We start from the raw sequence: 11,810 nt of genomic DNA on the forward strand, positions 1-11,810 counted from the left end.
GAAATAGCAAATGCTGTTAACAATGTGGTATTGAACAATCAACAAATTTCTCTAACTGCTCAACAACAAGCAGTGGCTATTCAACAAGTAGTGGAGGCGATGAACAGCCTCAACCTAGCGGCAAAAGAAACTGCTAGTGGTATTACTCAAACCAAAGTAGGCACTCAACAATTGAACGATGCAGCCCAAAATCTCAATTCAATTGTCTAAAGGGCGCTTAGTCTTTTGGGATAGCAGACTAGCAATTGATAGCATTGAGTCATGAATTGATCGGGCAGCCCTCCCAGCTTGTCAAACCTGCGGCATCCAAGTCACAACGATCGCAGGCGATGGCATCGCGACAGCCAGGGCGAGCGAATTTCTGCCCTTCAATAAACTGCGATCGATAACTTCTGACTCGTGCTCAATAATGAATCCGTGTATCCGTGACTTCCGTGTCCTCCCTTTCTTTAACCACACCTAAAATTTGCAAAATGTCAAGGGATTCGATCGACTTTTCCCCACCTTAGCCACCAAGTCCCAAACAAGATGTAGCGCCGCAAATAATTCCCCAAATTTCTTGCCACAAACGGTCACATCCGTTGTAATATAGATGTAAGTCACAGCCCGTTAAAGTAATCAAGCAAAAATTAAGCCGCTCAATATATTCACGCTCCAACGAGCGATGAGTTGTATTGAGCGTGTCTATTAAGGAGCGATCGAAGCTCGTCAGACACCCCAAATATTCAGGAAGAATCATGCCATCAAGATCCGCCAACGATGTAGACGTAGCAGAGCAATATTGGCACTACCTAGAAATATCCAAGGTTGCAACTATCTTAGGAACCAACCTGGAAAGCGGTTTAGAACCGACAGAAGCCAACCATCGCCAACAGAAATTCGGGCCCAACGAACTAACGGTTAAAGCAGGGAAACCAGCCTGGTTAAAATTTATCCTGCAATTTAACCAACCGCTCCTGATCATCTTGCTGAGTGCAGGTTTAATCAAAGCAGTAATCGGAGAATGGCTAAACGCTAGCGTAATTTGGGGCGTAACAACCACCAACGCTACTATTAGTTTCATCCAAGAAGCTGGAGCCGAGAAAAAAATTGAAGCCCTAGCCCAAGCTGTCACCACCGAAGCCACAGTCATTCGGGGCGGCAAAAAATTAAGAATTCCCTCCAAAGAACTCGTTGTCGGCGACTTAGTAACCCTGACTTCCGGCGACAAAGTACCGGCAGACTTGCGCTTAGTGAAAGTCCGCGACTTGCAAATCGACGAATCGGGACTCACCGGGGAATCTGTTGCTGTCGAAAAAGAATTAGGACAATCGGGAGACATAGTTCTGCCAAAAGAAACGCCACTAGCAGAACGGGATAACATGGCCTATGCCGGCAGTTTTGTCACTTTTGGCCAAGGTAGCGGCATCGTAATTGCGATCGCCAATAAAACCGAAACCGGCAAAATCTCCCAACTATTAGATCGGCACATCGACCTCACCACCCCCTTAACCCGCAAATTCAACCAATTCAGTCAAAACTGGCTGCTATTCGTGTTGGGAATGGCAACCTTGACCTTCGCAGTCAGATTGGGCAGGCCAGTCCCTCCGGGAGTTTCAGCCTTTAAAGAAGCAGTCGAACCCGCAGTCGCCCTGATTGTCGGCGCAATTCCCGAAGGCTTACCCGCCGTCATCACCGTCACCCTAGCCGTAGGCGTTTCCCGGATGGCAAATCGCCACGCGATCGTCCGCAAATTGCCCGCAGTCGAAACCCTCGGCGGCGCTACAGTCATCTGTTCCGACAAAACCGGAACTTTGACGGAAAACCAAATGACGGTGCAAGAAATCTATTCTGGTGGCGAATCCTACTCGGTTACGGGTACGGGATACAGCCCCGAAGGTGAAATTCAACTCAACCAACTGCCAATTACTGTCAGCCAAACTCCAACTTTGCAAGAATGTTTGCAAGCTGGACTGCTTTGCAACGACTCTCAGTTGGAATTCAAAGACGATAATTGGATTGTCGTCGGAGATCCGACAGAAGGAGCGTTAATTGCTGCGGGCAAAAAAGCCGAATTGAGTCAGCAAACTTTATCCAAGTCAATGCAGCGGCTGGATTCAATTCCCTTTGAATCTCAGTTTCAATACATGGCGACGCTGCACCGAACTCCCACTGGCAAAATTTTGTACGTCAAAGGTTCCGTAGAATCAATTCTCGGCCGCTGCGGTTCCAGTCTCGATACCCAAGGAAATCCGGTAGAAGTCGATCGGGCACAAATCCACCATCAAGTGGATGAAATGGCAAAGCAAGGCTTGCGCGTCTTGGCTTTAGCGAAAAAGCCAGTACCCGAAGAGCAAAATTCCGTCGATCACTCGGATTTGGAGTCAGGCCTGGTTTTCTTGGGACTGCAAGGCATGATTGACCCGCCGCGGGCTGAGGCGATCGCAGCCGTCCAAGCTTGTCAAACCGCCGGCATCCAAGTCAAAATGATTACCGGCGACCACATTGCCACAGCCAAGGCGATCGCCCGCCGCATGGGATTCCGCAAAACTAAACACAACAGGGAACTTGTAGCCTACACCGGCGCCCAACTCGCGGAAATGAGCAAGAACGAACTCGCCGAAGCTGTAGAAGCAGGCTCAGTTTTTGCCCGCGTCGCCCCGGAACAAAAGCTGCGCCTGGTAGAAGCTTTGCAGCAGAAAGGCGAAATTGTGGCGATGACGGGAGACGGGGTTAACGACGCGCCTGCCCTCAAACAAGCGGATATCGGGATTGCGATGGGTAGCGGTACGGAGGTTTCTAAGGAAGCCGCGGACATGATTCTTACCGATGATAACTTTGCGTCGATCGAATCTGCTGTCGAAGAAGGGCGATCGGTTTACAAAAATCTGCTCAAAGCAATCAGCTTCATTCTCCCAGTCAACGGCGGAGAATCGATGACAATTTTGCTCAGCACCCTCCTCGGTAGAGAATTGCCGATTTTGTCGCTACAAATTCTCTGGCTGAATATGCTCAACTCGATCACCATGACTGTGCCTCTGGCTTTCGAGCCCAAGTCAGCGGGAGTCATGAAACAGCAGCCCCGACCGGTAAACGAAGCTTTCCTCACCGGAAATCGGATCAAGCGGATCATCGCTATTTCTCTTTACAACTGGACTCTGATTTTCGGAATGTTTGAATGGGTGCGCCAAGCGGATTGGGGAACTTTGGCACTGGCCCGCACGATGGCGATTCAAGCTTTGGTAATGGGGAGAATTTTTTACCTGTTGAGTCTCAGCCAGTTGTTGCCTTCTTTGATTGCTAAGTTTAGCGGTTCTAAGGAAGAAGTTAGTGGCGCTCCCGCCCTCGGTGTGGGAATTGTCCTGGCGGTGATTTTGCAGATTATCTTTGCTAATTCTCCGTTTGTCAATCGCATATTTGAGACGGCTCCGATGAATCTGGATCAGTGGCTGATTTGCTTCGGCGTTGCTCTGCCGATGATCGGTGTTGCTCTCTCCGTCAACCGCTTTGACCCGCCCAACTAATCGAACTTGTAGGTACTGCGATCCCTTAGTAATTTCGGGTGTTTAGAAACCGGGTTTCTTGAAGAAACCCGGTTTCTCTGTTTTACGGAAATCGAACCTGAAAGCCCACGCCATATCATATCCGGTAAATCATTTATGATTAAGCGCCAATTTTAGTCCACCAATGAAAACCAGTTAACCGTGTGAAAACAGCTAATTGGTAAATTAGTAATTATTTCTGTATAATTCACTACAATTATTAGACCAAAAAAGTAAAGATATATTAACCAAGTAAATGTGTGGTGGGGGCGATATTTGCCACTTATTGACCATGGATTTGAATGCCCCCCGATCGCCATTCGCTACAACCCTTACCCATCCTGTCTTGGTTTGAACCAGTTTGGATGAGCAAACCAGATCGCCCTTCCCCACGATTCGTTATCGATAGCCCTCTCAAAAGATTTACTTATCAATCAAATTTAATAATTGTTTTAGAATTTCTGCAATAGTACGGTAGAGTTAATTATCAAGCCAAGAAAATGTGCTGCTCGCTTTTTGGGAGATCGCACAGCTCGGCCGATCGTCGAGATATTGAGTTAATCAAAAGTGTAAAATCAGCAGGGATAGTTTAAAGACTTATGCTAGCGATAAATCTTTTGCTCCCTCCTGCGAACCAGCGCTCAAAACAGTTCGCTAAATTCCATTAACGAACAGAAAAAAAGCGCATTGATAAACTTCAGTGATGTCGTTACAGAAGATTATGAATTGCAGCGAGGCTAGACTATGACAAAATTTTCAGAGCAATTTTCTCGGCGTAAATTTATCGTTACAGCAGGTGCATCTGCCGTCAGTTCAATACTGCTCAAAGGTTGTTTGGGAAATCCCCCAGAACCCGGTGCAACTGCCGGTACTGACGGCGCAATACCCGCAGCTACCTCAGTAATGGCTGTTGCCAACGAGAAAAGAGTCGAAGGAATTGAAAGCACTAAAATCACATTGGGATACATCCCGATCGTCGAAGCAGCACCTTTAATCATTGCCCAAGAAAAAGGCTTTTTTGCCAAATACGGCATGACTGAGGTAACAGTTGCTAAGCAAGCCAACTGGGGTTCTGCCAGAGATAACCTAGAAATTGGATCGGCAGGCGGCGGCATTGACGGTGGCCAGTGGCAAATGCCGATGCCTTATCAAATTAGTAAAGGCCTGATTACCAAAAACAGCGTCCAAATCCCGATGTATGTTCTAGCCCAGTTGAACACTCAAGGAAATGGAATTGCGATCGCGAGCAAACACCAAGGCAAAGGCATCGGGCTCAAACTAGACCAAGCTGCCCAAGACTACATGAAAGGCCTCAAACAAGCAGGCACGCCCTTCAAAGCAGCCTACACCTTCCCCAAAGCCAACCAAGACTTTTGGATTCGCTACTGGCTAGCAGCTAACGGCATCGATCCCGACACAGAAGCCGAGTTGCTAACAGTACCGTCAGCGCAAACCGTAGCCAACATGAAAACCGGCAGCATGGACGGTTTCAGTACCGGCGACCCCTGGCCCCTGCGGATCGTCACAGAGAACATCGGCTTCATGTCCGCCCTGACTGGCCAAATCTGGAAAGATCACCCCGAAGAGTATCTAGCAATTCGTGGCGACTGGGTAGACAAACACCCCAAGGCCACAGAAGCCCTGCTAGCAGGACTGATCGAAGCGCAGCAGTGGTGCGACAAACCAGAAAATCGCCCAGAATTAGTAGCCATTACTTCTGGCAGAAACTACTTTGACGTAGCTCCGGCAGTTTTGACACCTCCCTACCAGGGCAAGTACCTCATGGGTGACGGCCAACCAGCGATCGACGATTTCAAGATGAGTCCGCTGTACTGGAAAGACGACCTCGGCAACGTTTCTTATCCCTACAAGAGTCACGATTTGTGGTTCTTAACCGAAAGCGTGCGCTGGGGTTTCTTGCCAACTAACACCTTGGCAGATTCTAAGACAATCATCGATAAAGTCAACCGAGAAGATTTGTGGAAAGCCGCAGCAAAATTAGCCGGAGTTGCTGATGCTGACATTCCAAAAAGTACGTCTCGGGGCGTTGAGAAGTTCTTTGACGGCACAGAATTCAACCCGGAAAAGCCAGAAGCTTATCTCAAGAGTTTGGCAATTAAAAAAGTGTGATGGGGTCTTAGCTTCCCATAATTTTGTCTCGAAATTTAGTCTCGAAAATACACAGCACCAGACATAGGAGATTAGCAGCATGGCTGTAAGTACAAGTCGGAGAGGCGGCAATGCACAAGGAGCTTTTGGCGAGTTTTGGAAGAAGAATTCCCCAAATATCTTGCCGCCAATTTTAGGAGTTTTGGGCTTTCTGTTGGTTTGGCAATTCTTGTCAAGTACGGGACTGATCAAACTGCCGGGGCCGATCAGCATTTGGACTGACGAACGGACGCGGATTTTGTTGCTGTATCCTTTCATGAACTCCAAAACCTACGGAATTGGATTATTTTGGCAGACTTTGGCGAGTTTGGAACGGGTGGCAAAAGGCTACACTCTCGCGGCCGTTGTGGGAATTGGTACGGGTGTTTTGGTAGGTACAAATCCTTTTCTAAACCGCGCTTTAGATCCGCTTTTTCAGTTTTTGCGGATGGTGGCCCCTTTGGCTTGGGTACCCATTGCCCTGGCTGCACTGCAACAAAACGAACCTGCTGCTTTGTTCGTGATTTTTATCACTTCAGTTTGGCCGATTTTAATCAACACGGCTGAAGGTGTTCGCCAAATTCCCGACGATTACAACAACGTGGCGAAAGTGCTGCAACTTTCTCGTCAGGAGTATTACATCAACATCTTGTTTCCGTCGGCACTTCCTTATATCTTCACAGGATTGAGAATTGCGATCGGTTTGGCTTGGCTGGCGATTATTGCAGCGGAAATTGTGATGTCTGGGATTACGGGTATCGGCTTCTTTATTTGGAATGCTTACCAGCAAAACTACATCAGCGAAATTCTGTTAGCGGTGTTCTACATTGGGGCTGTTGGTTTGTTGCTCGATCGCATGATGGCTTGGTTGCAGCAAAAGATTGCTCCTTCTCAAGGAAAGTAGCTAATTCGATGGGTTAACGGTTGACGGTTGACTGTTGACTGTTGACTGTTACCGGAATTACGAACTCGGAGGATCAGAAACCAGTTGTTTAAACTATTTTTGAGGGATTAAACCAAGTAGTTGGGTTAGTTTAAAGACCAGTTTTACGCATCCCGGAATGTATTAACTATTAGCTGTTATATATCAACAGCGAACAGCGAACAGTCAACAGTCAACAGTCAACACTCAACACTCAACAGTCAACACTCAACAGTCAAATAACAAACTTACAAAAAAGGCAAGAAAATCATGTCTGTTTTGATTGCAGTAGAACAACTAGAAAAAGTCTTTAATCTCTCAGATGGGGGGACATACATCGCCCTCAAAGGCATCGATCTAGAAATTAAAAAAGGCGAATTTATCTCCTTAATCGGACACTCCGGCTGCGGCAAATCTACGCTGCTCAATATGGTCGCAGGTTTGGATATGCCAACAGAAGGATTGGTGACAATTGAAGGGCAAAGAATCACCCAGCCTGGTCCCGATCGCATGGTAGTATTCCAAAACTATTCGCTGCTACCGTGGCGGACGGTCAGAGAAAACATTACCCTAGCCGTAGACTCGGTAATGAGCGGCTTACCGAAAGCCGAGCGCCTCGAAATCATTCAAAAACACATCGACATGGTGGGCTTGACGCCCCACGCCGAGAAGCAACCCGCACTGCTGTCGGGCGGACAAAAACAGCGCGTGGCGATCGCCCGTGCTCTGGCCCTGCGCCCCAAACTGTTACTCTTAGACGAACCCTTCGGCGCTTTGGATGCTTTGACTCGCGGCAACTTGCAAGAAAAGTTGATGGAAATTTGCCAAGAGTACGAAATCAGTGCCCTGATGGTAACGCACGATGTAGATGAGGCCGTGTTGCTGAGCGATCGCATCGTCATGCTCACCAACGGCCCAGAATCGAAGATTGGCGGCATTCTCGAAGTAGACATCCCCCGCCCCCGCAAACGCATGGAAGTCGTCTCACACCCCAGCTACTACGCTCTACGTAGCGAAATGATTTACTTCCTTAACCAGCAGAAGCGCGTCAAAAAACTGCGGGCGCGGAAAGTACCCGCGATCGCCCGCCACGGCCTAGAAAAAGTCAACCTCGAACTCGGCTTTGTACCCCTCGCAGCCTGCGCTCCCCTCGCTGTCGCCAAAGAAAAAGGCTTGTTTGCCAAACACGGTCTTGATGAAGTCCACCTCGTCCGGGAAACAAGCTGGCGCGGCATCGTAGACGGCATCGCCGCTGGTTACTTAGACGCAGCCCAAATGCCCTCTGGCATGGCGATGTGGTTGAGTTTGGGGGGCCACCAAGAGAAGCCGATTCCGACGGTTACAGCCCTCACCATGAGCCGCAATGGGAACGGAATTACCCTGGCGAGGCGCTTTTACGACCAAGGAATCTACACTCTGGCCGATTTCAAAAAAATGCTCCAGAGAACGCCCGCGCAAACGCACCGTATGGCGATCGTGCACCCTTCTTCGATGCACAACCTGTTGCTGCGTTACTGGCTGGCTTCCGGCGGCATTGACCCGGATCGCGATGTGTTGCTGAAAAATATCCCTCCAGCCCAGATGATTGTTGACTTGCAGGGCGGCACTATTGACGGTTTCTGCGTCGGCGAACCTTGGAATTTGCGGGCCTCGATGGAAGGAGTCGGCTTTACGGTGGCGACAGATTTGGAACTGTGGCCCGGACACCCCGGGAAAATTCTCGGAGTTCGAGAAGACTGGGCAAATGCTTATCCCAACACTCACATTGCTCTAGTCAAAGCTTTGCTCGAAGCTTGCCACTATTGCGCCGATCCAAATCACGCCGCCGAGGTTTCGGAAATAGTCGCGGGAAGGGAGTACGTCGCTACTGATAAGAGTTACATCCAACTAGGCGACCCGAAATCTGTTGCTTGCAACCTCGATACTCCGATGCGGGAATACGCCCACCACTTGTTTTGTGGAGATGGGGTGAATCGCCCAAGCCGCACCGAACAACTGTGGCACATGGTACAGATGGCGCGCTGGGGCGATACTGTGTTCCCGCGCAACTGGGTGGAAATTCTGGAGCGGGTGGTGCGAGTCGGTGCGTTCAGCACGGCGGCGCGAGAGCTGGGGATGGCTGATATTACTTACACTCGCGGTTCTCTCAGCTTGTTTGACGGCTCGGTGTTTAATGCTGACGATCCGATCGGCTATCTCAACAATCTGGCGATTAAACGCGATTTCACGATGGCGGAAGTTGTACTCGATTCCGGCCGCAGAGCTGCTTAAAGCGGTTTTGTGTTCAATAAAAATAGGGTAATTGCTAATTGTTATTTGTTGGTTTTTAGCTGTTGATTTTTAATTTAAAACTGCTAATTGCTAGTTAGTAATTCCCTCTTTATTACCTCCGTGACATCCGTTAAATAAGTGGCCTAACTTCCTTCTTTATTGGCGAATCACCCACTCACACTTTCCTAAACCCATGCTCAACACCACTAAAAACCAGACGAACACCAAAACTCAAATCCAGCAGGGAAAAGGCCGCCGCCAGCCTTTTTTGGTGATGGACAATGTTTACAAAGAATATCCAAACGGTTACAGGGCTTTAGAAAACGTCAATCTGAATGTAGCTGAGGGAGAGTTTATTACTTTGATCGGACACTCGGGCTGTGGCAAATCAACACTGTTAAATATGGTGTCGGGTTTTAGCCATCCTAGCCAGGGCACCGTGACGATTAACGGGCAGCGGATTACGAAGCCGGGCCCCGATCGCATGGTGGTGTTTCAGGGTTACGCTTTGCTGCCTTGGCGAACGGTGTTTGAAAATGTTTATTTGGCGGTTAATTCTGTATTTCCGAATAAGTCGAAGGTCGAAAAAAATGCGATCGTCAATGAGCATTTGGCGATGGTGGGATTGACGGAAGCTGCCCAGAAAAGACCGCCGCAAATTTCGGGGGGGATGAAGCAGCGGGTTTCGATTGCCCGCGCCTTGGCAATTCGCCCGAAAGTGCTGATTTTAGACGAACCTTTTGGTGCTCTGGACGCAATTACTAAGGAGGAATTGCAGGAAGAGTTGCTGAAAATCTGGAACGATCACCGCTGTACGGTGTTGATGATTACTCACGATATTGATGAAGCGCTGTTTTTGGCCGATCGACTGGTGATGATGACTAATGGCCCATCGGCGACAATTGGCGAAGTTTTGGAGATTCCTTTTCCGCGTCCGCGCGATCGGGTTCAAATGATGGAAGATCCGGAATACTACAATTTGCGGAACTACGCCCTAGATTTTCTGTTCCGTCGTTTTGCACACGATCACGATGCCTAATCGGTTGGGAAATCAAAGTTAAAGAGGAGAATTATGAGACTTCTCGAAAAATTTTAATTCTTGTGCGGAGTAGGGGTTAGGCATCCTGCCGCCCCAAGACGAGCTTTTTTCCAGAAGTCTATTGAAAAGTTGAAGCCCCAGCGTTCCCCGATGTCAGGGGAACATCGCTGCGGGCGCAATTTTCCCGATCCGGTTGGGTAAACTGAAGCTTAATGGTGGACGAGAAGTTTTTTCGGACGTTCGGATCTTTTTCCGATATTTTACGTCTACCAGCGAAGAGACCCGATTGCCTAGCTGTCGGTAAGCTGGCATGACCTGAGCCCACCTTCGATCGAGGGTGGGCTTCTTCTTGATGTTATTAACCGTTTGTGGGCGATCGGTGGTTGGTGCATTCCACCCTTGGAACTGGCACACTGCGGGAACGTTTATGGGTGTTTCATGGATTAAGGCTGTTTTCAATATAGCGGTTTTCAGTGGAGTAAAGTACAGAGGATCGGGTAGGGAAACGGCTGATCCTAAGTCCGGCGCGGGGTTCTGTGACTTTTAACAATTGGTATTGTAAAACTTTAATAAGGTTATAAGCTGTTTTGCATTTAAACTGGGATTTTTGAGCGCCAGACCCCTTGCTGTACCTGGAATACTCGATCAATTTAAATGCGTAACAGCTTAAGCTGTTGTGCCTTTAAATAGGGTTTAATTATAATTTATTTTAGTCAATATCTACAAAAATGCCAGCCCAAAACCCTCTCAATCCCAAACAAATAGATCAACTACAAAAAGCCTTAAGAGAGGAAGAGAAGGCAAATATTAAATAAATAATTCTGATTTTATTATTGCTCAATGACGGCAAAACACAATCTAAAATCGCTGATTTTTTGGGTTGCTCAGTCAACAAAGTCTCTAAAAGAGTGTGTGAAGGGAGACCCGGACAATCTAGAAACTCTAATAGATGAGAGGATGAAGAGAAATCACAAAAAAGCCCCAAATAAATATATAAAAATATTATGAGAATCTATAGAGATAGACCCTCAAGAATTAGGATATAGTTTTGGACGATGGACAGCGCATAGATTAGCAATATGCTTAAAACAATCCACAGGAATAAAGTTAAGTGGAGTCCAAGTTCGGAGGATCTTAAAGAAAAAAAAGTATGTTTACCTTTGGGCTAAGTATAGCCTAGAATCCAAGAGAAATTCCCAAAAAAAAACAGCGTTTAAAATAAATATAGCAGAATATTTAAAAGTAGAAAAAGCAACGCCAGAACGATTACAGGTCAGGTTTGGGGACGAGAGTGGATTTAGTTTAATAGTCATCATAAGAAAAAACAGGTGTAAAAAAGAAAGCCGAAAAAAGGTCAGAGGAGACCGCAGAAAAGGCAGAGTTAATGTAATGGGAGGAGTGAGAAATTCCGATAAACAATGGTGGTAGAGTTCCTCAAAAAAGGCAATTCATATAATTTTTATCAAGTGCTAAAATTCTTTTATGAAGAGCTAATTAATGAATGGGTATTAGCAGGTAATCAAGCCTCAGATTTTGCTGAGAAAGGAGCCAAAATAGTGATAATTATTGATAATGCTAGTTTTCATAATAAAGAAGAGTACCTGAAAACAATTGAAACAAAAATGCCTAATTTTTATTGAGAATTTCTCCCCGAATACAGCCCCGACTATAACTTAATTGAATGAGTATGGCATTCGACAAAAGAATATATTGCCAATCGACTTTTTACATCCAGTGAAGAGCTATAGTATTTATTGCAGATCCTCTTAAATGAAGGAGAATTAATAATTAAATGGGGGCGCAAAATCAAAAATAAGGGTAATGTTTGTATCACAGGGTAAGAGCATCTCAATCATGCTTGACAAAAGCACTTGAGAATTTGCATCATATAGTCATTGTTCATCGCAGC

The 11,810-nt window shown here is 47.1% G+C and carries 7 protein-coding genes and 2 pseudogenes; 7 read left to right on the top strand and 2 right to left on the bottom strand.

The window, feature by feature from the left end:
• A pseudogene (locus tag QUA43_RS29940) lies at window positions 1-210 on the top strand (chemotaxis protein); the annotation flags it as partial.
• A 295-nt stretch (window positions 211-505) separates the two neighbouring features.
• Here the strand turns inward: QUA43_RS29940 and QUA43_RS29945 are convergent.
• Window positions 506-739, bottom strand: a complete 234-nt coding sequence (locus tag QUA43_RS29945) for a hypothetical protein (RefSeq protein ID WP_333379325.1) — start codon at window positions 737-739, stop codon at window positions 506-508.
• Here QUA43_RS29945 and QUA43_RS29950 point away from each other — a divergent pair.
• The 5 genes from QUA43_RS29950 (at window position 738) to QUA43_RS29970 (ending at window position 9,901) form a co-directional block, all read left to right on the top strand.
• Complete coding sequence (locus QUA43_RS29950) at window positions 738-3,503, top strand: HAD-IC family P-type ATPase (protein ID WP_333379327.1); 2,766 nt, start codon at window positions 738-740, stop codon at window positions 3,501-3,503. The genes QUA43_RS29945 and QUA43_RS29950 overlap by 2 nt on opposite strands.
• Window positions 3,504-4,265: 762 nt before the next feature.
• Window positions 4,266-5,651 carry a CmpA/NrtA family ABC transporter substrate-binding protein gene (locus QUA43_RS29955; protein ID WP_333379329.1) on the top strand — a complete coding sequence of 462 codons (1,386 nt, stop codon included), beginning with the start codon at window positions 4,266-4,268 and terminating at the stop codon, window positions 5,649-5,651.
• 79 nt (window positions 5,652-5,730) lie between these two features.
• On the top strand, window positions 5,731-6,573 hold the full coding sequence (gene ntrB / locus QUA43_RS29960; protein WP_333082183.1) for a nitrate ABC transporter permease: 843 nt from the start codon (window positions 5,731-5,733) through the stop codon (window positions 6,571-6,573).
• Between the two features lie 288 nt (window positions 6,574-6,861).
• Window positions 6,862-8,862, top strand: a complete 2,001-nt coding sequence (locus QUA43_RS29965; protein WP_333379331.1) for a nitrate ABC transporter ATP-binding protein — start codon at window positions 6,862-6,864, stop codon at window positions 8,860-8,862.
• A gap of 193 nt (window positions 8,863-9,055) precedes the next feature.
• On the top strand, window positions 9,056-9,901 hold the full coding sequence (locus QUA43_RS29970) for a nitrate ABC transporter ATP-binding protein (RefSeq protein WP_333379333.1): 846 nt from the start codon (window positions 9,056-9,058) through the stop codon (window positions 9,899-9,901).
• A 153-nt stretch (window positions 9,902-10,054) separates the two neighbouring features.
• On the opposite strand, the gene QUA43_RS29975 is transcribed toward QUA43_RS29970, so the two are convergent.
• Window positions 10,055-10,360, bottom strand: a complete 306-nt coding sequence (locus QUA43_RS29975; RefSeq protein ID WP_333379335.1) for a hypothetical protein — start codon at window positions 10,358-10,360, stop codon at window positions 10,055-10,057.
• Between the two features lie 269 nt (window positions 10,361-10,629).
• Here QUA43_RS29975 and QUA43_RS29980 point away from each other — a divergent pair.
• Window positions 10,630-11,742, top strand: a pseudogene (locus tag QUA43_RS29980) (IS630 family transposase).
• Window positions 11,743-11,810: the final 68 nt, after the last annotated feature.

This window comes from Microcoleus sp. N9_B4 (assembly GCF_036701635.1).
Taxonomy (GTDB): domain Bacteria; phylum Cyanobacteriota; class Cyanobacteriia; order Cyanobacteriales; family Microcoleaceae; genus Microcoleus.

What these genes read in the sequence shown, in the direction of transcription:
- QUA43_RS29950 (WP_333379327.1), top strand. Translation starts at nt 738, where the DNA reads ATGCCATCAAGATCCGCCAACGATGTAGACGTAGCAGAGCAATATTGG.
- QUA43_RS29945 (WP_333379325.1), bottom strand. Translation starts at nt 739, where the DNA reads ATGATTCTTCCTGAATATTTGGGGTGTCTGACGAGCTTCGATCGCTCC.
- QUA43_RS29955 (WP_333379329.1), top strand. Translation starts at nt 4,266, where the DNA reads ATGACAAAATTTTCAGAGCAATTTTCTCGGCGTAAATTTATCGTTACA.
- ntrB (WP_333082183.1), top strand. Translation starts at nt 5,731, where the DNA reads ATGGCTGTAAGTACAAGTCGGAGAGGCGGCAATGCACAAGGAGCTTTT.
- QUA43_RS29965 (WP_333379331.1), top strand. Translation starts at nt 6,862, where the DNA reads ATGTCTGTTTTGATTGCAGTAGAACAACTAGAAAAAGTCTTTAATCTC.
- QUA43_RS29970 (WP_333379333.1), top strand. Translation starts at nt 9,056, where the DNA reads ATGCTCAACACCACTAAAAACCAGACGAACACCAAAACTCAAATCCAG.